Below are 26,071 nucleotides of genomic sequence, written 5' to 3'. Positions count from 1 at the left end.
AGGGTCGTGGACGGGCGGGCTTGGATTCCGGCGGATCAGTGGGCGTGCTCCGGACTGCCTGCATCGCGGATCTGCGGGGACAGGGCGCCACCGACCTGGTCGATCAACTCCGCCATGGAATAGCTGACTTCGCCGATGTCGGCCTCGCGAGTGGTGACGACGACGAGGGAAGCGCCGCTCGAGACCGCCATCGCGAAGAGGTAGCCGCCGTCCATCGCGGTGAGGCTGTGCTCCACCGGGTCGGTCCGCAGCAACTGCGCCGCGCCGGACATCAGGTTGACCAGTCCCGCGGAGATGGCGGCGAGACGGTCGGCGTCGTCCTGGTCGAGGCCTGTGAAGGCCAGGGCGAGTCCGTCGACGGAGACCGCGAGAGCGTGCGTGACTTCGGGGACTCGGCGGGCGAAGTCGGTGAGCAGCCAGTCAAGGGAACCGGCTGGTTCGGGTTGGGTCATCGCGTGCTCCCTTGTGTGTTGTCGTCGGGCGAGCCGGTGGTTTGCGTGCCTGTGGTTTGCGTGCCTGTGGTTTGCGTGCCTGTGGTACCGCCGGCGTCGGCATTGCGCTCGGGGGAACTGCGACGTGTGCTGCGGCTGATGCCTTGGGCGTAGGCCGAGAGGACGTCGGAGACCTGACGGGAGTCACGGCGGCGCGGCGCCTTGCGGGCACGTGTCGCCGCGTCGCGCTCTCCCGCCGCCTGGCGCACTGGTGTGGGCGGCGTCGGACCGCCGGGTGCGGCCCGCTTGCGGATCGGCAGACCGGAGGCGCTCACCCCGGCGATCCTGCTCTCCACGGGGACGGCACTGCCCGGTGCACGGCCGGTCGTCCGGACACCGGGCCGAGACGGCGCCGTTGCGCCCTGTTCCGCGGACGCCGCGCGATCCGCAGGTGCTGAGTCCTCGGCGTACTCCGCGTGCTCCGCAGGGCGGGGGCGGAGAGCCGTGGTCAGGTGGCCAGCGCTGCCCTGCGGCCGCACCGGGATCGCGGGCCGCGGCCTTCCGGCGGGTTCCGGGGCACCGCTCCCCTCGTCGTGCGAGCGGGCAGTCTCGGGTTCCTGGCCCGCTCCGCCCTCGTTCGGGCCGGTGTGGTCCCGCGCGACTGCCGGACCCACGGCGCCGTGCGGCGGCGGCACGGGCACCAGGGTGTCCGTGCCGGGTTCGGCGAGCAGTTCCTTGGGGAGTACCACCTCGACGATGGTTCCGGGCCCGGAGGACTCACGCAGTTCGACCACGATGCCGTGCCGGGCCGCGAGACGTCCCACGACTTGCAGGCCCATGGTGTGTACGGCGCCGATGTCGGCCTGCGGGGAGGCGAGCTCGGCGTTGAGTGCCGTGCGGCGCGCGTCCGGCATGCCGATGCCCTCGTCGACTATCTGGAGCACGGCCCGGTCGCACAGGCTCCAGGCACCCACGCCGACTTGGGTGTCGGGCGGCGAGAACCGTGTGGCGTTGTCGAGGAGTTCGGCGAGCATGTGCGCGATGTCGTCGACGACACGTGCGGCAATGGTGATCGAGGGCTCGACGTGACCGAGGCTCACCCTGCCGTAATGCTCGATCTGCTGGGCCGCAGCGTAGATCACGGAGGTGCAGGGCGCATTGGCGGGGCGGACTCTGCCGCCTCCAACACCGCCGAGTACGAGAAGGTTGTTGGCGTTGTGCTCCATGCGGATGGCCAGGTGGTCGAGCGCGAACAGGGTCTCCATCCGCTTGGGGTCCAACTCGTCGCGCTGCACCCTGTTCAGCTGCGCGGTCAGAGCCGAGTTGAGGCGTGCGCCGCGGCGGGCCACGGTCACCAGGGTCGCCGCGAACCGGTCGCGGGACCCGGCCTGCTCGCCCGCGAGCCGGACTGCCGCGTAGTGCACGGAGTTGAACGCCTGTCCCACCTCGCCCATCTCGTCGTCGGCGAGGTCCACCAAGGGCGTGCCTGCCCGCCGGGCGATCTCGTCGGGCGTCGCCCGGCCCGCGGAGCCGAGCTGGGCGAGCTTGCGCACCTCCTCGGGCAGGCGCTTGTGCGCCACTTCGTGCGCGGCGTCACGCAGGTCCCGGAGCCTGCGGATCAGGTCGCGGCCGAGTCGTACGGCGATGAGCAGGACGGCCACCAACATAAGGACGGTCACGGCCAGTTCGGACACCGCCCACCAGATGAGGCGGGTGCGCTCCTCGGTGACGGTGTCGAGCAGGTCGGCATCCGCCCGAAGCACCACCGACTGCAACAGCTCCTGCCGGTCGGCCATGGCGTCGGTCCAGGCAGTGCGGCTGATGGCCAGCCGCTCCCCCGCGGCGCTGCGAGCCGCTTCGGCGGCGAGTTTCTCGGCCGCCGTCGCTCTCGGCCCGGACAGCGTGCGTTCCATCCAGGTACGCCACTCTCCAGGCCCGACTGCGGTGACGGTCTCGTACGCGTCCGTGTAACCAAGCCGGGTCGCCTCGAACGTCTGGAGCGAGGCGGGCGTGAAACCGCCGTCGGAGAGCGCCCGCAGGACGGCGACCTCCTGCTGTGCGGCGTGCTCGGCCGCCTCCGACAGCGCGGCGGCGGCTCGGATATGGTCGGCCACCTCCGCGTTCACCCCGTCGGCCTGCGCGATGCTGTCACGGAAGGAAACGAGGTCGGCGATGACGATGCGGTAACCGAACGCCACGGAGGACAAGGAGCCGGCACCGGAGCGCACCTGGGCGCGCAGGGACGCGATCCTGTCCAGAGACTTGTCGATCCTTTGCAACGTCGCGTTCGTGGCGGACGGCATGGAAGAGAGCCCCGCGCGCTTCTCCCGGTAGCGCGTGACGCTCTCGTCGGTGGCCCGGGCGAGCCTCCCGAACCGCTCTCCGGACCTCTGCGCAGAGGTGACCTGTATCGAAGCTTCCGCGCGTTCGCGCTGTAATCGGTACGTCAGATCACTCGCCGTTTGCGCTACTTCGATCGCCGCCTCGAGTCGGACGGCCTGGATGGCCTGCCCGGTCGACGGGGCCAGGGCCCGCCCGGCGAAGGCGACAGCTACGGCGAGCGGCACTGCCACCAGCAGGATCAGGCGATGCGAGATCCTGGCGGTGCGGGCACCTCCGCCGAGCCCCTTGCTTGGTCGGAGCAGGGGTAATGACATCAAAGCGACACCTGAACTGCAGTTGGAAGTCCTAAGGGTGCGGCAGCGCGGAAAGCCAACATGTTGATGTTGTAAGTGAGTTGACCGTATCCCCCGTGCAGCGCGTGTTGATGTTAGGTCGCCCGCAGGAGGGGAGGACCACCCCCTGCGAGAAAAGACCTGCTCAGCGGCGTGATCTGTGTCACATCGTGATCGTAATTGATCGACATTTTCCTGGAAAATGATCACTAAACGCCTCCGCGCGAGGCCCGTTTCGAGCACGCGGGGTACGGAGCGGCCGCCCCCCGGACAATCGTGCTCAGCCCAGGAAGCTCAGTCGAACCTGACGGTTGACATTGTCGATATTGGTGTCCACCAGACAGACCGACTGCCAGGTGCCCAGCTCCAGCCGCCCCGCGACGACGGGGAGGGTCGCGTGTGGTGGGACGAGGGCGGGCAGTACGTGGTCGCGGCCGTGGCCGGGGCTGCCGTGGCGGTGGCGCCAGCGGTTGTCGGAGGGGAGGAGGTCGTGGAGGGCGGCCAGGAGGTCGTCGTCGCTGCCGGCGCCGGTTTCCAGGATGGCGATGCCGGCGGTGGCGTGCGGGACGAAGACGTTCAGCAGGCCGTCGCGTCCCGCCGCGGCTTCGTCGAGGAAGGCGGCGCAGTCGGCGGTGAGGTCGGTGACGGTTTCCGTCGGGCCGGTGGTGATGTTGAGGGTGCGAGTGGTGAATGCGGTGCTCATGGCTCCATCTTCTTACGGGCCGCCGGCCGGGTCGGCGGCCCTGTCCGCGCCCGTCGCAATGCCCGTGCAACAAAGGTCCACCTGCCGAGATGACGTTTGACCCCTCTCGGAGCGCACCGCTACTTTCAGCGACATGCCCTTGTCAGCCCTGCTCACCACGCGCGGTCATATCGACCTGCTGCGGGTGGCCTCCGCCGCGTGTCGCCGCGGTCGCTGACGCCTACGCCTACGCCTACGCCTACACCTAGGCTGACGCCCTTTCCGTTGCGCGCTGATGCACTGAGGTGCTGATGCGCTGACGTCTGTGGGGCGTGAGTTGGCCCGCGGATGGTTGTCTGCGCTTGCCGGTCCCCGCCGGACTGCTTCCTCTCGATTTTTCGCCGCCTGTGTGCGCCGTCGCCTGTCGACCGCCCGGGCGTGCGCCCCTCCCCCCCCTTCGTGGAGCTCGTATGACGCTCGATCAGGCCGTGCCCGGCCATGCCTCGCCCGATATTTTGGGGAAAGTAGGGAATTGTCAAGGTGATGGCGCAGTCGCGCCGTCGGGTGTGGTCGGCTCGCCCGAGCTGGTGCGTGTCCGCCCCGTCGCCGGTCGTCGCCGGTCGGTGCCCCGCTGGCTGCGCCGCGCGGCCGGGCCCGTGGGACTGCTGGTGGTGTGGCAGGTGCTCAGCGCGAGCGGGGCGCTGCCCGCCGACATGCTGGCGTCGCCCGGGGCCATCGCCGCCACCGCCGGTGATCTCGTCTCGGACGGGACGCTGCCTTCGGCGATGCTGGTGTCCGTTCAACGGGTCGCCGTGGGGCTGCTGTTGGGCGGGTCGGCAGGGATCGTGCTGGCGCTGGTCTCGGGGCTTTCGCGGCTCGGCGAGGACCTGGTCGATGCGACCGTGCAGATGCTGCGGTCCATCCCCTGGGTGGGCGTGATTCCGCTGTTCATCATCTGGCTGGGGATCGGCGAGGCGCCGAAGATCGCGCTCATCGCGCTCGGGGTGGCGTTCCATCTGTATCTGAATGTGTACGCCGGGATCCGGGGCGTGGATGCCCAGCTGGTGGAGGCGGGGACCTCGCTCGGGCTGGGCCGGTGGGGGCTGGTCCGGCATGTGGTGCTGCCCGGTGCGCTGCCGGGGGCCATGACCGGGCTGCGCTATTCGCTGGCCACCGCGTGGCTGGCCCTGGTCTTCGGTGAGCAGGTGAACGCCGATGACGGTCTGGGCTTTCTGATGAATCAGGCCCGGGAGTTCTTCCGTACCGACGTGATCGTGGTGTGCCTGGTCGTCTACGCGGCCCTCGGGCTCATCGCCGACTTCGTCGTCCGCACGCTGGAAAGGCTGTTGCTGCAATGGCGACCGACGTTTACGGGACAGTGAGCGCGGCGGGCGCCGGCGCCGCCGTCGAGGTTGCCGGGCTGATGCGGGCCTTTGACGGGAAGGCCGTGGTCGACGGACTCCATCTGACCATCCGGCCGGGCGAGTTCGTGGCGCTGCTCGGACGCAGCGGCTGCGGCAAGTCGACGCTGTTGCGGGTGCTGGCGGGGCTCGACCGGGAGATCGAGGGCGAGGTTCTGGTGCCGCGCCGCAAGGCGGTGGCGTTCCAGGCGCCGCGGCTGATGCCCTGGAAGCGGGTCTGGCGCAACGTGCTGCTGGGGCTCCCGGGGCGCCCCGGACGAGACGCGGCAGTAAGGGCGTTGGCGGAGGTAGGGCTCGACCATCGGGCGGATGCCTGGCCCAGGACGCTCTCCGGAGGGGAGGCTCAGCGCGCGTCGCTCGCCCGTGCGCTGGTGCGGGAGCCCGATCTGCTGTTGCTCGACGAGCCGTTCGGCGCGCTCGATGCGCTGACCCGGATCAAGGCGCAGCGGTTGGTGGCCGAGCTGTGGCAGGAACGCGGCTGCGCGGTGCTGCTGGTCACCCATGACGTGGACGAGGCGTTGCTGCTCGCCGACCGCGCGCTGGTGATGGAGGGCGGCCGGATCGCGTACGAGACCGAGGTGGAGCTGCCTCGGCCGCGCGAGGTCTCCGATCCCCGGTTCGCCGCGCTGCGCGCCCGCCTGCTCGACCGGCTGGGCGTCGAGGGGGCGGTGGCGGGCGGCGGGGCCGGGCCCCGTACGGACGCCGACCCACCTCGTACGGGCGCCGAAGCCCTTCCGCGGCCCCGTACCGGTACTGCATCCGTCCCTCCGGGCGGGGCCGCACCCGCCATCCCCTCCGCTTGACCCCGAACCACCCCTGCACAGAACGGACACGCCATGAGACCACGGCACCTCTCCCCCGCCCTGCTGCTCCCGCTCGCCCTGGTGCTCGCCGGGTGCGGTGGTGCGTCGCGGGCTGACGGCGCTTCGGGCGGCAGCGGCAGCGGGACCGACGGCAAGGGGTCGCAGACGCTCAACGTCGGTGATCAGAAGGGGGGTTCGGAGGCGCTGCTGCGGGCGGCCGGTGAGCTGGACGACCTGCCGTACAAGATCAAGTGGTCGACGTTCACCTCGGGGCCGCCGCTGCTGGAGGCGGTCAATGCCGGGGCCGTCGACGTCGGCGCGGTCGGTAACACGCCGCCGGTGTTCGCCGCCGCCGCGCATTCGAAGATCAAGGTGATCGCGGGGACGCACAGCAGCTCCGACGGCGAGGCCATCCTGGTGAAGAAGGGCTCGCCGCTCAAGCGGCCGGCCGATCTGAAGGGCCGATCCATCGCGGTGGCGCAGGGCAGCTCGGCGAACTATCAGCTGGTCGCCTCGCTGAAGCGGGCCGGGCTGTCGCCGAAGGACGTCAGGCTGAGCTACCTCCAGCCGGCCGATGCGCTCGCCGCGTTCAGCCGGGGCAAGGTGGATGCCTGGGCGGTGTGGGACCCGTACACCTCGCAGGCGCTCGATCAGGCCGATGCCCGGGTGCTGACCACCGGGCAGGGTGTGGTCAACGGACTGAGCTTCCAGGTGGCCGCGCCCGCCGCGCTGGCCGACAAGAAGAAGGCCGCGGTGCTCAAGGATTACGTGGACCGGCTGCGGCGGGCGCAGAACTGGGTCTTCAAGCACCCCGGCGCCTGGGCGAAGGCATGGGCGAAGGAGACCGGGCTGCCGGAGAAGGTGGCGCTGGCCGCGGTCAAACGAACCCGGGGCACGGGGGTATCGGTCGCCGTGGACAAGGCCGCCATCGCCTCGGAGCAGGGGATCGTGGACTCGTTCGCCCAACTGAAGCTGATCCCCCGCACATTCGACTTCGGGTCGTTCGTCGACACCCGTTTCAACGGCGAGCTGCCGCCTTCGGGTACGGCGCCGCGCACCTACGGAAAGGCCGCATGAGATGTCCGTGCACCTGCACTGGTTTCTGCCGACCGGCGGCGACGGGCGGACCCTCGTCGACCGGCACGCCTATACGGACGGCGGGATTCGGCGCGACCGCATCACTCCGGTGAGCGGGGTCCGGGCCCCGGACATCGAGTATCTGGCGCAAATAGCTAAGGCTGCGGAGCAGTTGGGGTTTGATGCGGTGCTCACGCCGACGGGTACCTGGTGCGAGGACGCATGGCTGACGACGGTGGCGCTCACTCAGGTCACGGAGCGGCTGAAGTTCCTGGTCGCGTTCCGGCCGGGGGTGATCTCGCCGGTGCTGGCCGCTCAGATGGCCGCGACGTATCAGCGGATCTCGCGCGGGCGGCTGCTGCTGAACGTGGTCACCGGCGGCGACTCGACCGAGCAGAAGCGGTTCGGCGATCATCTCGACCACGACCGGCGGTATGCCCGTACGGATGAGTTCCTGCGGGTCGTACGGGGTGTGTGGGGCGGGAAGCCGTTCGACTTCCGGGGCGAGCACTACCAGGTCGAGGGCGGGTTGACGGCGCTGCCACCGGACCCGCTGCCACAGATCTTCTTCGGCGGTTCGTCGGCGGCCGCGGGGCCGGTCGCGGCCCGGAACGTGGATGTGTATCTGACCTGGGGCGAACCGCCCGAGCAGGTCAGGCAGAAGATCGACTGGATTCGCGGGCTGGCGGAGAAGGAGGGGCGCAGCGTCCGGTTCGGCATCCGGCTGCACACCATCTCGCGGGACTCGTCGAAGGAGGCCTGGGCGACCGCCGGCCGGCTGCTGGGCGATCTCGACGCGGACACCGTCGCCGCTGCGCAGCAGGCCCTGGGCAAGAGCGAGTCGGTGGGCCAGCACCGGATGCTCGCGCTGCACGGCGGCTCGCGCGACAAGCTGGAGATCTCACCGAACCTGTGGGCGGGGGTGGGTCTGGTACGGGGCGGGGCGGGCACCGCACTGGTCGGCAGCCATGGCGAGGTCGCCGACCGGATCGAGGAGTACCACGCCCTGGGCATCGAGCACTTCGTGCTGTCCGGTTACCCGCATCTGGAGGAGGCGTACTGGTTCGGCGAGGGCGTACGGCCGGAGCTTGCCGCGCGGGGGCTGCTGGCTGCGGCGCCGCCCCCACTGGCCGGCGTACCGGCGGCGAACGGCCGTCCGGCGTCGGCGCCCGGCGGGGCGCCGTTGCTGGTGGCGGGGGGACGCTGACGGCCTCCGCCCGCCGGAAAGCCCATTGGTCGTGAGGTGAACTCCTGGCATGCTGACGTGCCGCACTGTCTTCGTTCGCACAAGGGTCTCGGCAGTCGGTTGCCGGCACGACAGGAGTTCACCATTCACGGGCAGTTGGGCGGCTGATGGTCGCCGGTTTCCATAGCTTCCACTGGCGTCACTGCGAGCTGGGGGAACCCGAACTCGCCGCCGCCCATGACGAGTTGGCGGATCCGACCGGCGAGGGCGCCTATCTGCGCGCCTTCCGGACCCTGCTGCACAGCGGCCACCCCGCCGCCGCGGGCATCGCGCTCGACCACTTCCAGTACTCCGGTGCGCTGACCCGCTTCGGCGGGGAGAGCGCGGTCGCGCGCTTCGAGGACCAAGTTCTCGCGGTGGCACGGGAGTTGTTGCGGCAGCCACCGGCCCTCGTGGACGACGGTGACTTCGCAGGTGCCCACCACGCCAGCGCGCTGAACGCGATGATGAACCTCGCCGAGGAGTCGGACGTGGGTCTGATCGCGGATGCCTTGGAGAGCGCGACGGAGGGGAATGTGCGCTCGACCGGCTGCACCGCGGCCGGCCAGGCGCTGGCCAGGTGTGCGGGGCCGAGCCCGCGCCTGGTCGGGGTGCTCGGCGCCCTGGCGTTCGACGAGGGTCTCGACGTCCAGGAGCGGGCGGAGGCGCTGTCCGCGCTGGACGAGGCGAAGGGCGCACAGGCCACGGCGCTGCTGGTCCGTGCCACCGACTCCGACGAGGTCGAGATCCAGGCCGAGGGGGCGGCCGGCCTCATGCGGCCGGACCGCTTCGCCGCCCACCGCGAGCGCGTCGAGCGGCTCGTGACCGGCTGGCCCGACGACGTCGGCCACAAGGCACGGATGATGCTCGATGACCGGGGCTGGTTCCACAGCACCCACTGGATCGGCGCCGAGCTGTCCGATCCCGAGCTGCACCGCGCCCATGCGCAGCTGCGGCTCCCGGTCGGGAAGCGCGCCACTCGCCGGGCCTTTCGGACGCTGCTGCACAGCGGACGGACGGTGGCAGTCGGTATCGCGCTCGACCACTTCGTGCGCACCGAGCGGCTGCGCGGGTCCCGGGACGCGGGCGAGATCGCCCGGGCGGTGCTGCGTCATCCGCCGTCGCCGGCCGGTCTGAGTCCGCGCACCGGGGCGGCCGCCAACCATCTGAGCGCGCTGGCGGCGATCCAGCATGCCGGGGTGCGGCCGTCGGACGCGGATCTGATCGTCGAGGTGCTGGAGCGGGCCACGGTGCGCAGGGTCCGTTCCGTCGCGCTGTCGACCGCCGGGCACGTGCTCCGGGCTATGGACCGGCCGGACCCGCGCCTCGTCGACGTCATCGGCCGCTTTGTGTACGAGTCCGGGCTGCGCGCACACCGCAAGTCGGCGTTGCACGTGCTGAGTCAGTCCTTGGGCGCGGAGGCGGACCCGCTGCTGATCCGGGCCGTGCGCAGCGAGGACCGGGACCTCCAGGTGGACGCGGCCTGGGAGTTGTCGCGGCCGGAGCGCATCGAACGGCACCGTGCGCTGCTCGAAGACCTGGTGGAGAGCTGGCCGCCGGGCATGAAGGTCTCGCGCGGCAACCCCGACTGGGTCGGCCAGGCGGTGTTCGGGGGCATGCACAGCGCGCACTGGAAGGGCAGCCGGCTGAGCGACCCCGGGCTGTACCGCGCACACCGGGAACTCCGCGCGGCCGGCGACGCGGAGGCCGCTCACCGTGCGTTGCGGACGCTGCTGCGCAGTGGGCAGCCGGCCGCCGTGGGGATCGCGCTGGATCATTGGTGGTGCCCCGGGGGCATCGAGCGGCTGGGCGGTGCGGACGCCCGCACGGCGGTGGCGGCGGAGGCGCTCGCCGCCGCCCGCGAGGCGCTGCGATCACCGCCGTCGCCGTCCGCATCGAGCCCGCAGTACGGCGCCGATGCGGGCCACCTCAGCGCGTTGCATGTGCTGCGGGTCGCGCGGTGCCCGGGGCCCGAGGACGCGGCCGCGCTCGCCGCCGCACTGGAGCGCCCCATGAGCGAAGGGGTGGGCGAAGTGGCCCTCCATGCGGTGGAGTTGGCGCTGGAGGAGGGCCGGTCGGCGGATCCGCTCCTGGTCCGGACGCTCGGTGCGCTCGCCCGCGACGAGAGCCGTTCGCCGGCGGACCGCGTCGCCGCCCTGTACGCGCTGCGTGATGTCCCCGGCGACGCGGCGACCCAAGAGCTGGTGCGCGCCACCGCCTGTGACGCGCTCGAGGTGCAGGTGGCGGCGGCACACAACCTCACCGAGGAGCACCGGTCGGCCGTCCCTCGCGATCTGCTCGTGCGGCTGGTCGCGCAATGGCCCGAGGAGGGCGCGCCGGGCGCCGCCGACCTCGTCCGCGAACACCTGGCAGACCTGGTAGACCTGCAAGACCTGGAAGGGGAGTAGTCAGCGAGATGAGCCCACGCCATCGGGGGCGGCGGTCCGCCCCCGCTCCCCTGCCCGACTCCGAGACCATCGTCATCGCCGCGTACGAGAACGTGCCGGGCGCCCCGCACCCCATGGAAGCGCTGCACGGTTGACTGCGACAGCGCGGGATCGACTGGATGCCGCTGCGCGACGAGGACATCGCGATGAGCCTGGCCTGCGGTCCTGACGCGACCGGACGGTGGCGCGGCGGGATCATGGTACGGGTCCGTGCGGAGGCGCTGCGCCCGCTGGGGCTGCATCCCGACCAGCCGGCCTCGAAGATCGTCGGGCCGGCGCGGCCCCGCTGGTGGTACGCGGCGGCCGCGCGGGCCGGGCGGCAAGGCGGCTAGCCGGCCAGGCGGCCAGACGGCTAGACCCCCTCGTCCGCCGCGCGGCCCAGGATGTCGAGGAGTCGGAGCAGTTCGGCCCGGTCGTCGGCGTCCAGGGCCGAGAACAGGCCATTCACCACGGCGCGGCGGGGGCCTTCGGCCTCGCGGATGACCGTGGTGCCTCGCTCCGTGAGGGCGACCAGCACCGCCCGGCGGTCGGTCGGGTCGGGCTGGCGGGTGACCAGGCCGTCGCGCTCCAGGGCGTCCACCGCCTCGGTCACGCTGCGGGCGGCGATGCCCAGCTTCGCGGCGATCACGCTGATACGGACCGGTCCGGTGTGGTGGAGCACCGCCATCAGCTTGCCGCGGGCCATGGTCAGGCCCTGTGCGCGCAGGCCCTCGTTCGCGCGCTTGCGGAGCAGTTTGGTGACGGCGAAGAACCGCTCGGCGACCTCGGACGGCGGCGGGGTGGCCGGATCTTTGCCGTGCATCTCTCCCGGTCTCCTTCACGCATTGCAGGGGCAGCTCTTGGTCCGGTACTCCTGGAAGGGAGATACAGAGGTACCTCACTATGAGGTACTTCTACGTTGCCTCACCCTATCCAGAGGAGAGCCCGATGACGATCCGCCGCGTCAACCACGTCGTCCTGTCCGTCACCGACATCGACGCCTCTACCCGCTTCTACCGGGACGTCCTGGGGCTGACGGTCGTGGACACCATCCCCGGCCGCGGCCCGTCGCCGTTCATGGTCTTCCTCCGCTCGTCCGCGGAGTCGACCAACCACCACGACCTGGGGCTGCTGGCGACCGCCTCGGCCGACGCCCGGCCCGCCGACGGTACTCCCCCGGGGCTCGTGCATGTCTCGTTCGAGGTCGGCACGCTCGATGAACTGGCGGGCATTCAGGGGAAGTTGCAGGCGGTGGGCAGCGTCAGGCAGTGCCTCGACCAGGGGATGCATCTGTCGGTCTACGCCACGGACCCGGACGGCATCGAGCTGGAGCTGATCTGGCGGGTGCCGGAGGGCGAGTGGTCCTTCGACACCGAGATCGAACGCAAGCCGCTCGACCTCGAGGCGGCGCGGAAGCGATGGGGCGGCGATCGCGTCACCGGGGCCGCGGCGGGCGTACCGGCCTGACGGGAAGATCTGGGCCCCGCCCCGGGTTGGGGGAGGCATGAACTACAGCGGCGGGCGCGCGACCGAGGTCGAGGTCCTGGTGATCGGTGCGGGACAGGCGGGCCTGGCCGCCGCTTTTCATCTGCGGCGGCTGGGCTACGTCCCGGACCGGGACGTCGTCGTACTCGACCACTCGCCGCGCCCCGGCGGCGCCTGGCAGTTCCGGTGGCCCACGCTGACGTACGAGAAGGTGCACGGCATGCACGCGCTGCCGGGGATGGAGCTGACCGGCGCCGATCCGGCCCGTCCGTCCGCCGAGGTGATCGGCGCGTACTTCGACAGCTATGAGCGGGCCTTCGGCCTGCGGGTGCACCGGCCGGTGAGCGTCCTGGCGGTGCGCGACGCCGGCGGGAATCCCGCCGGGACGGCGCCCCCCGGAGCCATTGAGGAAGGACGGCTGCTGGTCGAGACGTCGGAGGGGGACTACGCGGCGCGGGCGGTGATCAATGCGACCGGGACATGGGACCGGCCGTTCTGGCCGCGGTTTCCCGGGCAGGAGACGTTCGGCGGACGGCAGGTGCACAGCTCGCAGTATGGCGGCCCGGAGGCGTTCCGCGATGCGCGGGTCGTGGTGGTCGGGGGCGGCACCTCGGCCGTGCAGCAGCTGCTGGAGATCGCGCCGGTGGCGGCGGAAACCACCTGGGTGACCCGCCGGCCGCCGGTCTTTCGTGAGGGGCCGTTCGGCGAGGCGGAGGGCCGGGCCGCCGTCGCCCTCGTCGAGGAACGGGTCCGGCAGGGGCTGCCGCCGCGCAGCGTGGTGAGCGTGACCGGGCTGCCGATGACGGAGGCGATCCGGCGGGCCCGCGAGAGCGGCGTACTGGAGCGACTGCCGCTGTTCGAGCGGATCACCCCCACCGGGGTGGTGTGGGCGGACGGGCGCACGGTCGAGGCCGACGTCATCCTCTACGGGACCGGCTTCCGTGCCGCCATCGACCATCTCGCCCCGCTGAAGCTGCGCGAGCCGGGCGGCGGCATCCGGATGGCGGGCACCCGCGCGCTGCGCGACGCGCGGGTGCACCTGGTGGGTTACGGGCCGTCGGCGAGCACGATCGGCGCCGGCCGCGCGGGCCGGGCCGCGGCACGGGAGATCCGGCAGCTGCTGGCGCGGGAGCCGGCGGCCGCGGCCCGCTGATCAGGAGCCGGCCGGCGCACCGCCCCGCAGCCTCGCCTCGTACGACGCCGCCGCGTGCTCGACGAGGCCGATCAGCACCTCCTTGCAGGACGCGCGGTCGCGGGCGTCGCACAGCAGGACGGGCGTGCCGGGGTCGAGGTCCAGCGCCCGTGCCACCTCGTCGGAGCGGTGCGGGCGGGCGCCCTCGAAGCAGTTGACGGCGACGACGAACGGGATGCCGCGGTGCTCGAAGTAGTCGATGGCCGCGAAGCTGTCGGCCAGCCGGCGGGTGTCGGCGAGCACCACGGCGCCGAGGGCGCCCTGTGCCAGCTCGTCCCACAGGAACCAGAAGCGGTCCTGGCCCGGCGTGCCGAACAGATAGAGCGCCAGGTCGTCGTGGATGGTGATCCGGCCGAAGTCCATCGCGACCGTCGTGGTGGTCTTGTGCTGGACTCCGTCGAGGCTGTCGACCGGGCGCCCGGCCTCGGTCAGGCGCTCCTCGGTACTGAGCGGCCGGATCTCGCTGACCGAGCCGACCAGGGTCGTCTTGCCGACGCCGAACCCTCCCGCCACCAGGATCTTGAGGGCCATGAAGGAGCCGGCGGCCGAGGGGCCGGGGCGCGGCGCATCAGAGCGCGCGAAGTCCATCGATCACTTCCTTGAGAACGTGCGCGTCGGGCAACTGGGCGGGCGGTACGGGCGGGTTGACCTGGATCAGCTCCGCCGCGAGCAGATCGCTCAGCAGGACCCGGACCACGCCGAGCGGGAGCCCGGAGTCGGAGGCGATATCGGCCACCGTGCGGGGCCGCTCGCCACACAGCGCGAGAATGGTGTGCTGCTCGGGCGAGAGCACGGGGGTGTCGTCGGCGGGGCGGGACCCGGTCCCTACGACGGCCATCAGCTCGAAGGCCTCACTGCCGGGCCGGGCCCGCCCCGCGGTCATCGCGTAGAGCCGGACCATCGGCCCCGCTTCGTCGTCGTACCAGTGCGGGGTGGAGTCGGTCATGGGCGCCCGGTCACTCCACTCCGGCGCGCTCTGGCGTGCCGAGGTGTTCGCCGACCCGCTTGACCAGCCGCGCCATCTCGTAGGCGACCAGGCCGATATCGGCCTCGGCGTCGCCGAACACGCCCAGGCAGGAGCCGTCCCCGGCGGCCACGACGAAGAGGAAACCGCCCTCCAGCTCGACCATGGTCTGGACGACCTGACCGGCCGCGAAGTGCCGGCCGGCGCCCTTGGCCAGGCTGTGGAAGCCGGAGGCGATGGCGGCGAACCGTTCGCTGTCGTCGCGGGTCAGCCCGGTGGACGTACCGACGGCCAGGCCGTCGCCGGAGAGGACCACGGCGCAGCGGATCTCCAGTACGCGGGAGACCAGATCATCGAGAAGCCAGTTGAGTTCACCGGAAAGGTGAGCGTGGTGCGGGTCGGCGGTCATCGGGGCTCGTCTCCTTGGATTTCTTCGCCACGGGGCGGCTGCGGGTCCGGATCGCCGGGCTGCTGCCCGGCCGCGGCCTCGCGGCCGCGGTTCCAGCCGGCGCGCAGGGACGCCATGGTGGCGCGGGCCTGGTCCGGGGAGCGGCGGGGTGCGGGGGTGCCTTCGGTTCGGGGCACCCAGTCGGGGCGCTGCGGTGGGTCGTTGCGCAGCTGGGGGGCGAGGCTGGCGCTCCGGACGCGGCGGGGCAGGGGGCCGTCGGGGTCGGCCGGGACGGGTTCCGCCGGGTCGGCCGGGGGTGTGTGCGGCTCGGGCCCGGGTTCCGTCGGTGCGGGGCGCACGGGCGCCGGGGGCAGCGCCTGCCGCGCGCGGTTCGCGGCGCCGAGGGCCCGCGCCACGGCGGGCCGGCGCCGGTGGTACAGCGAGGTCATCTGCTCCGTCGAGCCGGCGTCGTCGTCGGCCGCATCGGCGTCGGCCAGCAGGACGTCGGGCAGCAGCACCACGGCCGTGACGCCGCCGTACACCGACGGCTGGAGGGTCACCTGGACCTTCTGGCGGTGGGCGAGGCGGTTCACCACGAAGAGGCCGAGCTGTTCGGTGTCCAGGAGGTCGATCTCATCGGCGTCCGCGATCCGGCGGTTGGCCTCGGCGAGCGCCTCCTGGCCCATGCCGAGCCCGCGGTCGTGGATCTCCAGGACGATGCCCGTGCCCACCCGTTCGGCGCTCACCCGCACCTTGGTGTGCGGCGGCGAGAACATCACGGCGTTCTCGACCAGTTCGGCCAGCAGATGGGTGATGTCGGCGACGGCGCCGCCGGCCAGTCGGGCGTCAGCAACGGCGGTCACCTCGACGCGCGCGAAGTCCTCGGCCTCGGCGGCCGCGGCCCGCACCACGTCCAGCAGCGGTACGGGGCGGCGCCAGCCGCGGCCGGGCGCGGCGCCGGAGAGGATGATCAGGCTCTCCGCGTGCCGCCGCATGCGGGTGGTGAGGTGGTCGAGCCGGAAGAGGTCCTCGAGTTCCGCCGGGTCCTCGGTGCGGCGCTCCATGGTGTCCAGCAGGGCGAGCTGGCGGTGCAGCAGCAGCTGGCTGCGGCGGGCGAGGCTGACGTACACGCCGGAGACGCCGCTGAGCGCCTCGGCGCGGTCGGCCGCCGCCTGGAGCGCGGTGCGGTGCACCGCCACCAGCGCCTCGGCGACCTGCCCGATTTCGTCCCGGCCGGTGGCGCGGTCGCCGTCGAGGGGGGCGACGGCGTCGATGTCGACGGGCTTGCCCGCGTACAGCCGGCGCAGCGACCTGGGCAGATCGCGGCCCGCGACCCGCAGGGCGTCGTTGCGCAGTTCCTCCAGCTCGACGACGAGCCGGCGGCCGATCTTGACGGAGATGAGGAGGGAGAGCAGCACACCGGCCAAGCCCAGGACCACGGCGATGCCGGAGCCGCCGAGGTTGCCCGGGGACAGCGGGTCGGCGTCGCGGGCGGGCCCGGTGGCGGCCGACCGCTGCGCCGTGCGCAGTTCGCGCAGGACCGTGCCGTTGGTCTCGCTCCAGCGGGTGTCGGGGACGGCCTTGGCCGCGGGCGCGCCCGGCCCGGCGTTCCGTACGGCGTCCTCGGCGGACCGGAGGTCGCGGTAGGCCGTGCCGTTCAGGATCCGGTGGTAGGCGGCGGCGTCGGCGGGGCGCAGGTCGTCGACCGCGTCGGCGAACAGTTCGCGCTGGGTGTGCGCGGCGCCGGTGAAGGCGTCGAACTGCGCGGACGACATCCGTCCCGATGCCTGGGCGGCGCCGAGGGCGGCGTCCTCGCGGGCGATGGCCTCGCGGGCGCGGGCGAGTTCCAGGACGATGCGCAGCTCCGAGGAGCCGGCCGGGTTCTGGAGGCCGGTCAGGGCGCCGACGGTGGCGTAGCCGTGGCCGACGATGTCGGTGTAGCGGCCGGCCGTACGGTCCGGGGCGCTCGCGCCGGTGTCGTGGTGGGCGCGCAGCGCGGACAGTTCGTCGGCGTCGCGCATCAGGCGGTCGATCCGGCCGGGCAGGTCGGGGTCGACGTCCGCCGCGTCGGCGCTGCCCGCGTTGACGCCGTCCCGCAGGGCGGTCGCGGCGGCGTCGGTGGCCCGCTGCCGGTCGCGCAGCGCCTGCTGCCGTACGGAGTTCGGGGCGGCGACGGCGCGCGCCGCGGCGCCGCGCTCGTCCTGTACGGCGGCGACGAAATCACCGACGGGCAGCAGCAGCGTGGTGTTGATTTCCTTGCGGCGGTCGATGTCGGAGACATGGCGCGCGGTGGTGAGCGTGGCGAAGGCCCACAGGGCGATCAGGGAGACCACGGGGACCATCAGCAGCGCGACGATCTTCGATCGTACGGACCGGGGCATGAGGCGGGGCAGCTTGGGGAGAAGCGCGCGGCCGGGGGACCCGTGGGAGGGGCCGCGGGAGCGGTAATTCCCTCGCGGATTACCTGACTTGGGCGGCGGCGTACCCCCCTCGGGCCCGGAATTGACCGGGTTCTGTGGTGCGAGCATGAATTCCTCAACGAGTCAGGAAGAAAGGGGGAGTTCGGCCTCTTGGAACGTTTGCGCGGAGGCCGCTGCGGCCCGTTCCCGGGCGGTCGGTGACAATGCGACAAAGGCCACGGTGAGAAAAAGAAAAGAGCCCAGGACAACGGTCAGCGGAAAGATGAATTCCATGGGAGTGGCACCGGGCAGCGGTGCGCGGGAGGGCGCCAGATCGATGCGTACGGCGGCCATTCCCGTGTAGTGCATGCTCGTGACGGCGACGCCCATCACCAGGGACGCGATGGCCGCACCGGCCGCGCCACGCACATTGAGTGCGGCCCAAAGAGCGGCCGTTGACGCGGCGGCGGAGATGGCGTCGGAGAGCACGACCAGGCCCAGGTCGTAGCCGACGTGCCCGTGCAGGCGCATCGCGGCCATACCCAGGTAGTGCATGGCGGCGACGCCGACGCCGGTGCCCAGGCCGCCCAGCAGCAGCGAGCGCAGCCGGGCGCGCCCGTATCCGACGGTGAAGACGCCGGCGCCGACGACGGCCATGGCGACCAGCAGGCTGAGCAGGGTGAGCGGGACGTCGTACCGGATCGGGGTGCCGGTGACGCCGAATCCGAGCATCGCGATGAAGTGCATGGTCCAGATGCCGGAACCGATGGCGATGGAGGCGGTCAGCAGCCAGTTGCGGCGCGAGCGGCCGTCGGCGGCCAGCGCCCGGACGGTGCAGCGCAGACCGAGCGCGGATCCTACGCACGCCATCGCATAGGCGAGGACGGGAGATACCCAGCCCGCGCTGAAGTGGTGCATGTGGCCCACGGAGTTTCCTTTCGCGTTTTTGGTTCGCGGCGACGGACGCTAACACGTGATCATCCTGTGAAAGTCGTGCGCTTCCGGAGATCGATTCGGGAAGGAATACGGATGTTTTCACGCAGCGTTGCCCTACCGGTGAGTTCCGTGCAGCATGCGCCGGGTAAATGTCCGTCATTGCCCCGGCACCGGCACTTCTGATTGCGCGTCAATTCCGGGGTAATGACAGTCGCCCGCCAATTCGGCAATGAAGATCGGCAATGAGAAAGGTCACGGGAGATCGCACCCATGACGCGGCGTGATCCCACCATGTACCCCGAAACGGATAAAGGGCGTCGATAGGGGGCGGTCCGGGGGCTTTTCACCCGCGCGAAACCGATCCGAAACATGGGAACAAACGAACGCACGCGCTAGTGTTCCCTGGAAAGCGTGATCGATCTTGAAAGGGCTTCCACGGGTGCAACGCGGCGGGTGATGCTTACGGGGCGCAAGCGACGGGCTGCAGACCGTTACGGCGCCTCCGGTCGACATCCCTTGCTGGGCCGGAGAGTTGGTCCCACATCGCATGACTTTCAAGGAGCACAAGCCAGATGAACATCCTCACCAACCTGCTTGCCGGCGTCCTCCACTTCGTGGGTTGGCTCGTCTGACGGACCTCATCACGCAAGCGCCGCCCCTCCCTGTCCCGGGAGGGGCGGCGCTTGTGTGGGACGTGCGGGCGGGCTACTTCTCCAGCTTCTGCCGAGCCGTCTCCGGCAGCACCAGATAGACGACGAACGACACCAGGCACAGCACGGCCACGTACCAGGGGAACAGCCCGGCGTGCCCGGACTCCGCGAACCAGGTCCCGACGTACGGAGCGGTGCCACCGAAGAGCGCCACGGTGAGGGAGTAGGGGAAGCCGATCCCGGCCGCCCGCACCCGGGCGGGGAACACCTCGGCGTTCACGGCCGCGGCGATCGACGTATATCCGGTCAGCAGCACCATGCCCGCGCACTGCACCAGCAGCAGCGAGATCCACGCATCGGAGACCAGATGGAGCAGCGGCACCGCCAGGACGGCGAAGCCCAGCGCGAAGCCGAGCAGCAGCGGCTTACGGCCGATCCGGTCCGAGAGCAGGCCGCCGAGCGGCTGCAGCAGGGCGAAGAACACCAGCGAGACGGTGCCGACGATGAGCGAATCGCCCTTGTCGAAGCCCGCGTTGACCTGCGCATAGGTGGGCAGGTACGTCGTCCAGGTGTAGTAGGCGATGGTGCCGCCCACGGTGATGCCGCAGATCAGCAGGGACTGCCGGGGGTAGCGGCGCAGTGCCTCGAAGAGACCGGGCCGCTCGGTCTCCGGCTGTGCGGTCCTGGTTTCCTGGGCGCCCCGCCGGACCCACAGGCCGAGCAGGCTCAGCAGCGCGCCCACCAGGAACGCCACCCGCCAGCCCCACTGCCCCATCTGCCCCTCGGTGAGCTGCCCGGCGAGCAGCGCCGCGGTCCCGGACGCCAGCAGCTGGCCGATGCTCGTCGAGACGTACTGGAAGCTGGAGAACAGCCCGCGCCTGCCGGGCCCGGCCGATTCGACGAGGAAGGTCGTGGAGGCCGCGAACTCGCCGCCCACCGACAGGCCCTGGACGAGGCGGGCGATCACCAGGACGACGGGCGCCAGGATCCCGGCGCTCGCATAGGTGGGCGTGATCGCGACCAGCAGGCTGCCGGCGCCCATCAGCAGGATGGTGAGGGTCAGCGCGGTCCGCCGACCGCGGCGGTCGGCCACCGCGCCCATCAGCAGTCCGCCGACCGGCCGCATGAAGAAGCCGACCGCGAAGACCGCGAAGGAGGACAGCAGCGGCACCAGGGAGTTCCCGCTGCCCTTGGGGAAGACCTGTTCGGCGAAGTAGGCCGCCAGGAAGGAGTACGCGTACCAGTCGTACCACTCGACGGCATTGCCCACGGAGGCCGCGGCCAGCTGCCGTAGCCGCGACGGTTGGCGGCCGCCGCCGGCCGCCCGGTCCTCCGCTATGTCCTGTGTGCTCGGCATGGTCCTCCGCTCCCGGTCCTTCTCCTGGGCCCGCCGCTGAGGCAGGATGATCCGCCAGGTGATCATGTACCGGTGAGGCGGGTGGCCGCCAGAGCACGCGGCGGCCGAAAGGAGATGGCAACGTGCGTGTAGCACTGTTCGTCACCTGTATCAATGACATGCTCCATCCGCGGACGGGGCAGGCGGTCGTCACCCTCCTCGAACGCCTGGGGGTGGACGTCGCATTCCCCGCCGAGCAGACCTGCTGCGGCCAGCCCCAGTTCAACACCGGCTACCGGCATGCCACCGAACCGCTGGTGCGCCGCTTCGACCGGGCGTTCAAGGACTACGAGTACGTCGTCACCCCGTCCGGCTCGTGCGCGGCCATGGTGCGGGAGAACTATCCGCGGATCGCCGCGAAGGCGGCCGCCGAGGGGCGCGGGCGGGAGCTCGCCGGCGCGGCGGCGCTCGCGGTGCCCAAGACGTACGAGCTGACCGAATTCCTGGTGGATGTGCTGAAGGTGGAGGACGTCGGGGCCTATTACCCGCACACCGTCACCTATCACCCCACCTGTCATGGGCTGCGGGTGCTGGGCCTGGGCGACCGTCCCCGACGGCTCCTCTCCCACGTCAAGGGACTGGAGCTGCGCGAGCTGCCGGGCGCCGAGGAGTGCTGCGGCTTCGGCGGCACGTTCGCGGTGAAGAACCCGGCGGTCTCGGCGGCGATGGGCGCCGACAAGGTCCGTCACATCACCGGGACCGGCGCCGAGGCGGTCTGCACGGTCGACAACTCCTGTCTGCTGCACATCGGCGGCACCCTCGCCCGGCAGGGCTCCCCGGTCCGCCCGGTCCACATCGCCGAGATCCTGGCCGCTACCGAGGACACCGCCGAAGGCGCCGCCGAGGACGGCACGAAGTCCGCTGTGGAAGGGAGCGGCCGGTGAGCGGCACCTACCTGGGCATGCCCGCCTTCCCCAAGGCCGCGGCCGCCTCCACCCGCGACACCCAGCTGCGCGCCAACCTCCGCCACGCCACCCACACCATCCGCGACAAGCGGGCCAAGGCGGTCGCCGAGCTGGACGACTGGGCGCAACTGCGGGCCGCGGGCTCGGCCGTCAAGGACCGTACGCTGCGCCACCTCGACCACTATCTGGAGCGGTTGGAGGCGGCGGTCACCGAAGCCGGCGGGCAGGTCCACTGGGCGGTGGACGCCGACGAGGCCAACCGGATCGTCACGCGTCTGGTGCGGGAGACGGGCGAGCGCGAGGTCGTCAAGGTCAAGTCGATGGCGACGCAGGAGATCGGGCTGAACGAGGCGCTGGCCGAGGCCGGGATCCGCGCCTACGAGACGGATCTGGCGGAGTTGATCGTGCAGCTCGGCAACGATCTGCCGTCGCACATCCTGGTCCCCGCCATCCATCGCAACCGTTCGGAGATCCGGGACATCTTCCTTCGGGAGATGGGAAGTTGGGGCCGTCCGGCGCCCGAGGGACTGTCCGACTCCCCCGCCGAGCTGGCGGAGGCGGCGCGGCTGCATCTGCGGGAGAAGTTCCTGTCCGCGAAGGTCGGGATCTCGGGGGCCAACTTCATGGTGGCCGAGACCGGCACCCTGGTGGTCGTCGAGTCCGAGGGCAACGGCCGGATGTGTCTGACCCTGCCGGAGACGCTGATCTCCGTCGTCGGCATCGAGAAAGTGGTCCCCACCTGGCAGGACCTGGAGATCTTCCTCCAGCTGCTACCCCGCTCGTCCACCGCCGAGCGGATGAATCCCTACACCTCCACCTGGACGGGGACCACCGACGGCGACGGCCCCCAGACCTTCCACCTCGTCCTCCTCGACAACGGGCGCACCGACACCCTCGCCGACACCGTCGGGCGGCAGGCGCTGCGCTGCATCCGCTGCTCGGCGTGTCTGAACGTCTGCCCGGTGTACGAGCGGGCCGGCGGACATGCGTACGGCTCGCCCTATCCGGGGCCGATCGGCGCCATCATCACTCCCCAATTGCGGGGCGTACAGGGCAAGTTGGAGGCATCGCTGCCCTATGCGTCATCGCTGTGCGGGGCCTGTTACGAGGTGTGTCCGGTGGCCATCGACATCCCCGAGGTGCTGGTGCATCTGCGGGAGCGGGTGGTGGAGGGCGGCCCGGCGACCCGGGCCGGGGCGCGTACGGTCCTCAGGCCGGCCAAGGGGCATGCCGCGGAGCGGGCCGCGATGCGCGCGGCCGGCTGGGTCCTGGACCACCCCCACGCGCTCCGCGCCGGGATGCGCCTGATGACCCGCAGCAGGCGGCTGCATCCACGGCGGCTGCCGGGGCCGGGACGGGCCTGGTCGGACACCCGCGAGCTGCCCGCCGTACCGGCGGAGTCCTTCCGCGACTGGTGGGAGCGCACGCGTGGGGAAACCTCACCGAAGCGGCAGGAGGACGTCAAGTGAGCGGCCGGGACGAGGTGTTGGCGCGGGTGCGGCGGGCGCTGGCGGATGTGCCGGGCGGCGAGGGGCCCGGCGATTCGCCGGTCGCGCGCGATTACCTGCGGGTGCACGGGTCGCGGACCACCGCGCAGACGGTCGAGCTGCTCGCCGAGAACCTCGCGGACTACCGGGCGATCGTGCACCGCAGCGACGCCGGGGGGCTCGCGCCGCTGATCGGCCGGCTGCTGGCGGAGCGCGGGGCGCGGTCCCTGGTGGTGCCGCCGGGGCTGGATGCGTCGTGGCCGGCCGCCTCCGGCGTTCGCCTGGTGCCGGACCGTGCCTCGAGTACGCCGCACGAACTGGACGGCGTGGACAGCGTGCTGACGGGCTGCGCCGTGGCCATCGCGGAGACCGGCACCATCGTCCTGGACGCGGGGCCCGACCAGGGCAGACGCCGCATCACGCTGGTGCCCGACCATCACATCTGTGTCGTCCGCGTCCCGCACCAGGTCGTCGGCTCGGTGCCCGAGGCGTTGCCCCGGCTCTCCCCGGGCCGCCCGCTGACCTGGATCTCCGGCCCCTCCGCGACCAGCGACATCGAGCTCGACCGGGTCGAAGGGGTGCACGGTCCCCGGACGCTGGAGGTGATTCTGCTGGCGGACGACGGGGCCTAGGTCTGCTCCTGCCCCGCATCGGGGGTTTCCGGGGCGTCGACGGTAGGGGTGCCGGGATCGGCGGGCCGCTCGGCCAGTTCGGCGGCCCAGTTGGCCGACCAGTCGACGAGGGGGCCGAGCGCGGCGTGAGCCCGTCGTCCCAACGCGGTGAGGGTGTAGTGGCCGTCCGTGGTCTGGTGCACCAGGCGCGCCTCGATCAGCTCGACGAGACGCTGGCGCAGCACGCTGGAGGACATGTTGCCGCAGCGTCCACGGAGGGCACGGAAACCCAGGGCGCCGTCACGGAGTTCCCACACCACTCGCAGGCTCCATCGCCGGCCGAACAGATCGAGCGCGGCCATGAGAGGGCTGCCGGTGGTCGAGCCGCGCACCGGCCGTCCTGGTGTCGGTGTGACCATCGCGATCCTCCTGCGCTCCTGCGCTCCACGACCCTGGTGATTCGGTTTCCGAAACACTAATATCACGCGGTGATTCGGAAACAGAATCGCTCCACGCGGGGAGGACAGCATGACGGCGTTGACCACACCTCTGTGCCGGCAGTTGGGGATCGAAGTGCCCGTGGTGCAGGCGCCCATCGGGTCTGCGGTCACGACGGACCTGGTGGCCGCGGTGGCGGATGCGGGCGGGCTCGGCACCCTCGCCCTGACGTGGGTCACCGCGGAAGAGGCGGTGCGCCGGATCCGGACGGTTCGGCGGTTGACGCCGAGGCCCTTCGCCGCGAACTTGGTGCTGGACTTCCCGGTCGACGCGCTCCTCGAAGCCTGCCTGGCGGAAGGCGTACCGGTCATCTCGACGTTCTGGGGCGATCCTTCGGCTGTCGCCGCACGTGTGCACTCGGCCGGCGCCGTTCACCTCCACACGGTCGGCTCCGTCACCGAGGCCGAACGTGCCGTCGCCGCAGGCGTCGATGTGATCGTCGCCCAGGGGTGTGAAGCAGGCGGCCACGTGCGCGGGGAGACCACCACGATGGCGCTCGTGCCCGCAGTCGTGGACGCGGTGCGCCCGGTGCCCGTCATTGCGGCCGGCGGCATTGCCGACGGGCGCGGGCTCGCGGCCGTACTGGCCCTCGGGGCCCAGGCCGGATGGCTGGGCACCAGATTCCTGACGGCGTGCGAGGCGGCCACGCACGAGGTCTACCGCCGAGCCGTGATCGGGGCGGCGCCGCAGGACGCGGTGCACACGCGGTGCTTCGACGGTGGCTGGCCCCACGCCCCGCATCGCGCACTGCGCAACTCCACGCTCAGCGCCTGGGAGGCCGCGGACCGTCCCGCCGCACCGAACCGTCCCGGAGAAGGCGCCGTGGTGGCCCGCGACGCCGAGGGACGGGCCTGGTCGCGTTACGAGGACATGGTCCCCGTACCCGGCATGTCGGGTGACCTGGAGGCTCTCGCCCTCTACGCGGGCCAGAGCGCCGGACTCGTCCACGACGTCGCCCCGGCGGGCCGCATCGTGGCCGACATCGCCGCACGTGCCGCCGCCCTCATGGGGCCGATGCGGACACCCTGACCCGGGCCGCAGCAAGCCGGGCGCGAGGGTGACCCTCCCATGAGTAGGAACCCGCTGCCTACCAAGGCCAGAGGTCTGGGTAACCCTCGCGCCGCTCGGAAGACTCTCCGTCATCGCCACCGGGCGCCTCCGGGCACCACCGGGCAACAAGAAGGACAGAGAGGCAGCAAGCGCCATGAGCACCAGCAACTCCCTTGACTGGCAGGCCGGTTGGGCCGCCGCCGTACAGCGCCCCAGCATCGGGTTCCACAAGAACTGGGCCGAGGAGGGCTTCGCGGACCAGACCGTACGGCAGATCGTGCGGGTCACCGGAGCCGGCACCTCGGCGCGGATCAGGCTCTCCAACCGGTACGGTGCCGCCCCGCTGGAGGTGGCCGGGGCCACCATCGCGCGTACGGACAAGGGTGCGGACGTCGTGCCGGGGACGGTCCGGGCGCTCACCTTCGACGGCGCGCCGGCCGTGGTGATCCCGCCGGGCGGCGAGGTCTACAGCGATGCCGCGGAGGTGAGCGTGGCGCCGTTCGCGTCGCTGACCGTGTCGCTGTACTTCGCCCGGCCGACCGGGCCGGCCTCCTTCCACGCCCAGGGGTACGCCACCACCTACCGTGCCGCCGGCGAGCAGCTCGCGGACCCGGATCCGGCCGTGTTCGGCGAGACGACGGTGTCCTGGTACTACCTCGCCGCCGTCGAGCTGGCGGACGGCGGCCCGGCGCGGCGGGAGACGGTGGTGCTGCTCGGCGACTCGCTCACCGACGGCTTCGGCTCGACGGTCGACGCCAATCGCCGCTACTCCGATGCGCTGGCCGAGCGACTGGCCGCCGAGGGCGCGCCGCGGCCCGTGCTCAACCAGGGCATCGGCGGGAACCTGCTGCTCAACGACTCGGCGTGGTTCGGGGACCGGGCGGGCGACCGTTTCCGGCGCGATGTGCTGGACCAGCCGGGCGTCCGCTCCGTGGTGGTGCTGGTCGGCCTCAACGACATCGGGTTCAGCGAGGTCGACCTGCCGACGTACAAGCCCGCGCCGGACAACTCCGTCGACGACCTCATCGCGGGTTACCGGGACCTGATCGGGCAGGCACGCGCGGCGGGGGTCAGGATCATCGGCGGGACGATCATGCCGTTCAAGGGGGCCGAGTACCACTCACCGGCCGCCGAGGCGAAGCGGCGGGAGGTCAACGCCTGGATGCGCGACGCGGGTGAGTTCGACGCGGTGGCCGACTTCGCCGCAGCGCTCGCCGACCCGGCCGACGGGGATGCGCTCGCGCCCGCGTACGACAGCGGGGACCACAAGCACCCGAACGACGAGGGCTATCGGCTGATGGCCGCCGCCGTGGACCTCGCCGCTCTCTGAGCGGGCCGACGGGTCCCCGGGCCGAGGAATGGGTGCGGCG

General features: G+C 71.7%; 26 protein-coding genes. 15 read left to right on the top strand and 11 right to left on the bottom strand.

Annotated features, from left to right (window positions below; translation table 11 throughout):
* Positions 1 to 35 precede the first annotated feature (35 nt).
* The 3 genes from ACIRPT_RS02180 to ACIRPT_RS02170 all read right to left on the bottom strand — a co-directional run bounded on the left by ACIRPT_RS02180 (position 36) and on the right by ACIRPT_RS02170 (position 3,809).
* Complete coding sequence (locus tag ACIRPT_RS02180; RefSeq protein ID WP_403820846.1) at positions 36 to 452, bottom strand: roadblock/LC7 domain-containing protein; 417 nt, start codon at positions 450 to 452, stop codon at positions 36 to 38.
* Positions 449 to 3,088 (bottom strand): nitrate- and nitrite sensing domain-containing protein, encoded by a 2,640-nt coding sequence (locus ACIRPT_RS02175; RefSeq protein ID WP_403820843.1) that lies wholly within the window; start codon positions 3,086 to 3,088, stop codon positions 449 to 451. Before ACIRPT_RS02175 ends, ACIRPT_RS02180 begins: the two co-directional genes overlap by 4 nt.
* Positions 3,089 to 3,386: 298 nt before the next feature.
* A complete protein-coding gene (locus ACIRPT_RS02170; protein WP_403820840.1) occupies positions 3,387 to 3,809 on the bottom strand; it encodes a secondary thiamine-phosphate synthase enzyme YjbQ in 423 nt (140 codons plus the stop codon).
* A 133-nt stretch (positions 3,810 to 3,942) separates the two neighbouring features.
* Between ACIRPT_RS02170 and ACIRPT_RS02165 the strand changes: the two genes are divergently transcribed.
* The 8 genes from ACIRPT_RS02165 (at position 3,943) to ACIRPT_RS02130 (ending at position 11,093) form a co-directional block, all read left to right on the top strand.
* Complete coding sequence (locus ACIRPT_RS02165) at positions 3,943 to 4,026, top strand: putative leader peptide (RefSeq protein WP_403498687.1); 84 nt, start codon at positions 3,943 to 3,945, stop codon at positions 4,024 to 4,026.
* A gap of 232 nt (positions 4,027 to 4,258) precedes the next feature.
* The gene (locus ACIRPT_RS02160; RefSeq protein WP_403820837.1) at positions 4,259 to 5,170 is read left to right on the top strand and encodes an ABC transporter permease; all 912 of its coding nucleotides are present in this window, start codon (positions 4,259 to 4,261) and stop codon (positions 5,168 to 5,170) included.
* Positions 5,143 to 6,012 carry an ABC transporter ATP-binding protein gene (locus ACIRPT_RS02155; RefSeq protein WP_403820834.1) on the top strand — a complete coding sequence of 290 codons (870 nt, stop codon included), beginning with the start codon at positions 5,143 to 5,145 and terminating at the stop codon, positions 6,010 to 6,012. The genes ACIRPT_RS02160 and ACIRPT_RS02155 overlap by 28 nt, the downstream gene beginning before the upstream one ends.
* Positions 6,013 to 6,045: 33 nt before the next feature.
* Positions 6,046 to 7,089 carry an ABC transporter substrate-binding protein gene (locus tag ACIRPT_RS02150; RefSeq protein WP_403820831.1) on the top strand — a complete coding sequence of 348 codons (1,044 nt, stop codon included), beginning with the start codon at positions 6,046 to 6,048 and terminating at the stop codon, positions 7,087 to 7,089.
* 1 nt (position 7,090) lies between these two features.
* Positions 7,091 to 8,296 carry an LLM class flavin-dependent oxidoreductase gene (locus ACIRPT_RS02145; protein WP_403820828.1) on the top strand — a complete coding sequence of 402 codons (1,206 nt, stop codon included), beginning with the start codon at positions 7,091 to 7,093 and terminating at the stop codon, positions 8,294 to 8,296.
* A 146-nt stretch (positions 8,297 to 8,442) separates the two neighbouring features.
* A complete protein-coding gene (locus ACIRPT_RS02140) occupies positions 8,443 to 10,722 on the top strand; it encodes a hypothetical protein (protein ID WP_403820826.1) in 2,280 nt (759 codons plus the stop codon).
* 8 nt (positions 10,723 to 10,730) lie between these two features.
* Positions 10,731 to 10,856, top strand: coding sequence for a hypothetical protein (locus ACIRPT_RS02135; protein ID WP_403820823.1), 126 nt, complete (start codon positions 10,731 to 10,733; stop codon positions 10,854 to 10,856).
* Positions 10,857 to 10,880: 24 nt separating this feature from the next.
* Positions 10,881 to 11,093: a hypothetical protein gene (locus ACIRPT_RS02130; protein WP_403820821.1), complete on the top strand. Its 213-nt coding sequence runs from the start codon at positions 10,881 to 10,883 to the stop codon at positions 11,091 to 11,093.
* 20 nt (positions 11,094 to 11,113) lie between these two features.
* On the opposite strand, the gene ACIRPT_RS02125 is transcribed toward ACIRPT_RS02130, so the two are convergent.
* Positions 11,114 to 11,563, bottom strand: coding sequence for a MarR family winged helix-turn-helix transcriptional regulator (locus tag ACIRPT_RS02125; RefSeq protein ID WP_403820818.1), 450 nt, complete (start codon positions 11,561 to 11,563; stop codon positions 11,114 to 11,116).
* Between the two features lie 125 nt (positions 11,564 to 11,688).
* On the opposite strand from ACIRPT_RS02125, the gene ACIRPT_RS02120 reads away from it, so the two are divergent.
* Together ACIRPT_RS02120 and ACIRPT_RS02115 are read left to right on the top strand one after the other, a co-directional pair.
* Positions 11,689 to 12,207, top strand: a complete 519-nt coding sequence (locus tag ACIRPT_RS02120) for a VOC family protein (protein ID WP_403820816.1) — start codon at positions 11,689 to 11,691, stop codon at positions 12,205 to 12,207.
* Between the two features lie 37 nt (positions 12,208 to 12,244).
* Positions 12,245 to 13,378 carry an NAD(P)-binding domain-containing protein gene (locus ACIRPT_RS02115; protein WP_403820813.1) on the top strand — a complete coding sequence of 378 codons (1,134 nt, stop codon included), beginning with the start codon at positions 12,245 to 12,247 and terminating at the stop codon, positions 13,376 to 13,378.
* On the opposite strand, the gene ACIRPT_RS02110 is transcribed toward ACIRPT_RS02115, so the two are convergent.
* The 6 genes from ACIRPT_RS02110 to ACIRPT_RS02085 all read right to left on the bottom strand — a co-directional run bounded on the left by ACIRPT_RS02110 (position 13,379) and on the right by ACIRPT_RS02085 (position 20,111).
* A complete protein-coding gene (locus ACIRPT_RS02110; RefSeq protein WP_403820810.1) occupies positions 13,379 to 14,005 on the bottom strand; it encodes a GTP-binding protein in 627 nt (208 codons plus the stop codon).
* Positions 13,986 to 14,363: a DUF742 domain-containing protein gene (locus ACIRPT_RS02105; protein WP_403820807.1), complete on the bottom strand. Its 378-nt coding sequence runs from the start codon at positions 14,361 to 14,363 to the stop codon at positions 13,986 to 13,988. The genes ACIRPT_RS02110 and ACIRPT_RS02105 overlap by 20 nt, the downstream gene beginning before the upstream one ends.
* 10 nt (positions 14,364 to 14,373) lie before the next feature.
* On the bottom strand, positions 14,374 to 14,790 hold the full coding sequence (locus tag ACIRPT_RS02100; RefSeq protein ID WP_403498223.1) for a roadblock/LC7 domain-containing protein: 417 nt from the start codon (positions 14,788 to 14,790) through the stop codon (positions 14,374 to 14,376).
* Entirely contained in the window at positions 14,787 to 17,150 is a 2,364-nt protein-coding gene (locus ACIRPT_RS02095) for a nitrate- and nitrite sensing domain-containing protein (RefSeq protein WP_403820804.1), read from the bottom strand. Before ACIRPT_RS02095 ends, ACIRPT_RS02100 begins: the two co-directional genes overlap by 4 nt.
* Before the next feature lie 162 nt (positions 17,151 to 17,312).
* Positions 17,313 to 18,095, bottom strand: coding sequence for an MHYT domain-containing protein (locus ACIRPT_RS02090; RefSeq protein WP_403820801.1), 783 nt, complete (start codon positions 18,093 to 18,095; stop codon positions 17,313 to 17,315).
* Between the two features lie 714 nt (positions 18,096 to 18,809).
* On the bottom strand, positions 18,810 to 20,111 hold the full coding sequence (locus tag ACIRPT_RS02085) for an MFS transporter (RefSeq protein WP_403498219.1): 1,302 nt from the start codon (positions 20,109 to 20,111) through the stop codon (positions 18,810 to 18,812).
* 122 nt (positions 20,112 to 20,233) lie between these two features.
* On the opposite strand from ACIRPT_RS02085, the gene ACIRPT_RS02080 reads away from it, so the two are divergent.
* Genes ACIRPT_RS02080 through ACIRPT_RS02070 form a run of 3 tightly spaced genes read left to right on the top strand, consistent with a single transcriptional unit; the run spans position 20,234 to position 23,174 of the window.
* Positions 20,234 to 21,034 (top strand): (Fe-S)-binding protein, encoded by an 801-nt coding sequence (locus ACIRPT_RS02080; protein WP_403498217.1) that lies wholly within the window; start codon positions 20,234 to 20,236, stop codon positions 21,032 to 21,034.
* Entirely contained in the window at positions 21,031 to 22,524 is a 1,494-nt protein-coding gene (locus tag ACIRPT_RS02075) for a lactate utilization protein B (RefSeq protein WP_403820797.1), read from the top strand. The genes ACIRPT_RS02080 and ACIRPT_RS02075 overlap by 4 nt, the downstream gene beginning before the upstream one ends.
* Positions 22,521 to 23,174 carry a lactate utilization protein C gene (locus ACIRPT_RS02070; RefSeq protein ID WP_403820794.1) on the top strand — a complete coding sequence of 218 codons (654 nt, stop codon included), beginning with the start codon at positions 22,521 to 22,523 and terminating at the stop codon, positions 23,172 to 23,174. The genes ACIRPT_RS02075 and ACIRPT_RS02070 overlap by 4 nt, the downstream gene beginning before the upstream one ends.
* On the opposite strand, the gene ACIRPT_RS02065 is transcribed toward ACIRPT_RS02070, so the two are convergent.
* Positions 23,171 to 23,572, bottom strand: coding sequence for a winged helix-turn-helix transcriptional regulator (locus tag ACIRPT_RS02065; protein WP_403820791.1), 402 nt, complete (start codon positions 23,570 to 23,572; stop codon positions 23,171 to 23,173). The two genes, ACIRPT_RS02070 and ACIRPT_RS02065, sit on opposite strands and share 4 nt — an antisense overlap.
* Before the next feature lie 109 nt (positions 23,573 to 23,681).
* Here ACIRPT_RS02065 and ACIRPT_RS02060 point away from each other — a divergent pair, with 109 nt between their 5' ends.
* Positions 23,682 to 24,680: an NAD(P)H-dependent flavin oxidoreductase gene (locus ACIRPT_RS02060; protein ID WP_403820789.1), complete on the top strand. Its 999-nt coding sequence runs from the start codon at positions 23,682 to 23,684 to the stop codon at positions 24,678 to 24,680.
* A 175-nt stretch (positions 24,681 to 24,855) separates the two neighbouring features.
* A complete protein-coding gene (locus ACIRPT_RS02055) occupies positions 24,856 to 26,031 on the top strand; it encodes an SGNH/GDSL hydrolase family protein (protein WP_403820786.1) in 1,176 nt (391 codons plus the stop codon).
* Positions 26,032 to 26,071 lie beyond the last annotated feature (40 nt).

This window comes from Streptomyces sp. NPDC101227 (assembly GCF_044767545.1).
Classification (GTDB): Bacteria; Actinomycetota; Actinomycetes; order Streptomycetales; family Streptomycetaceae; genus Streptomyces.
This window is presented reverse-complemented; position numbering and strand designations above follow the sequence as displayed.

Bases quoted from the DNA above. Each gene is read 5' to 3' on its own strand.
- ACIRPT_RS02175 (WP_403820843.1), bottom strand. From the start codon at position 3,088: ATGTCATTACCCCTGCTCCGACCAAGCAAGGGGCTCGGCGGAGGTGCC.
- ACIRPT_RS02120 (WP_403820816.1), top strand. From the start codon at position 11,689: ATGACGATCCGCCGCGTCAACCACGTCGTCCTGTCCGTCACCGACATC.
- ACIRPT_RS02130 (WP_403820821.1), top strand. From the start codon at position 10,881: ATGCCGCTGCGCGACGAGGACATCGCGATGAGCCTGGCCTGCGGTCCT.
- ACIRPT_RS02170 (WP_403820840.1), bottom strand. From the start codon at position 3,809: ATGAGCACCGCATTCACCACTCGCACCCTCAACATCACCACCGGCCCG.
- ACIRPT_RS02055 (WP_403820786.1), top strand. From the start codon at position 24,856: ATGAGCACCAGCAACTCCCTTGACTGGCAGGCCGGTTGGGCCGCCGCC.
- ACIRPT_RS02095 (WP_403820804.1), bottom strand. From the start codon at position 17,150: ATGCCCCGGTCCGTACGATCGAAGATCGTCGCGCTGCTGATGGTCCCC.
- ACIRPT_RS02140 (WP_403820826.1), top strand. From the start codon at position 8,443: ATGGTCGCCGGTTTCCATAGCTTCCACTGGCGTCACTGCGAGCTGGGG.
- ACIRPT_RS02165 (WP_403498687.1), top strand. From the start codon at position 3,943: ATGCCCTTGTCAGCCCTGCTCACCACGCGCGGTCATATCGACCTGCTG.
- ACIRPT_RS02065 (WP_403820791.1), bottom strand. From the start codon at position 23,572: ATGGTCACACCGACACCAGGACGGCCGGTGCGCGGCTCGACCACCGGC.
- ACIRPT_RS02150 (WP_403820831.1), top strand. From the start codon at position 6,046: ATGAGACCACGGCACCTCTCCCCCGCCCTGCTGCTCCCGCTCGCCCTG.
- ACIRPT_RS02180 (WP_403820846.1), bottom strand. From the start codon at position 452: ATGACCCAACCCGAACCAGCCGGTTCCCTTGACTGGCTGCTCACCGAC.
- ACIRPT_RS02160 (WP_403820837.1), top strand. From the start codon at position 4,259: ATGACGCTCGATCAGGCCGTGCCCGGCCATGCCTCGCCCGATATTTTG.
- ACIRPT_RS02085 (WP_403498219.1), bottom strand. From the start codon at position 20,111: ATGCCGAGCACACAGGACATAGCGGAGGACCGGGCGGCCGGCGGCGGC.
- ACIRPT_RS02135 (WP_403820823.1), top strand. From the start codon at position 10,731: ATGAGCCCACGCCATCGGGGGCGGCGGTCCGCCCCCGCTCCCCTGCCC.
- ACIRPT_RS02100 (WP_403498223.1), bottom strand. From the start codon at position 14,790: ATGACCGCCGACCCGCACCACGCTCACCTTTCCGGTGAACTCAACTGG.
- ACIRPT_RS02115 (WP_403820813.1), top strand. From the start codon at position 12,245: ATGAACTACAGCGGCGGGCGCGCGACCGAGGTCGAGGTCCTGGTGATC.
- ACIRPT_RS02145 (WP_403820828.1), top strand. From the start codon at position 7,091: ATGTCCGTGCACCTGCACTGGTTTCTGCCGACCGGCGGCGACGGGCGG.
- ACIRPT_RS02125 (WP_403820818.1), bottom strand. From the start codon at position 11,563: ATGCACGGCAAAGATCCGGCCACCCCGCCGCCGTCCGAGGTCGCCGAG.
- ACIRPT_RS02110 (WP_403820810.1), bottom strand. From the start codon at position 14,005: ATGGACTTCGCGCGCTCTGATGCGCCGCGCCCCGGCCCCTCGGCCGCC.
- ACIRPT_RS02155 (WP_403820834.1), top strand. From the start codon at position 5,143: ATGGCGACCGACGTTTACGGGACAGTGAGCGCGGCGGGCGCCGGCGCC.
- ACIRPT_RS02060 (WP_403820789.1), top strand. From the start codon at position 23,682: ATGACGGCGTTGACCACACCTCTGTGCCGGCAGTTGGGGATCGAAGTG.
- ACIRPT_RS02105 (WP_403820807.1), bottom strand. From the start codon at position 14,363: ATGACCGACTCCACCCCGCACTGGTACGACGACGAAGCGGGGCCGATG.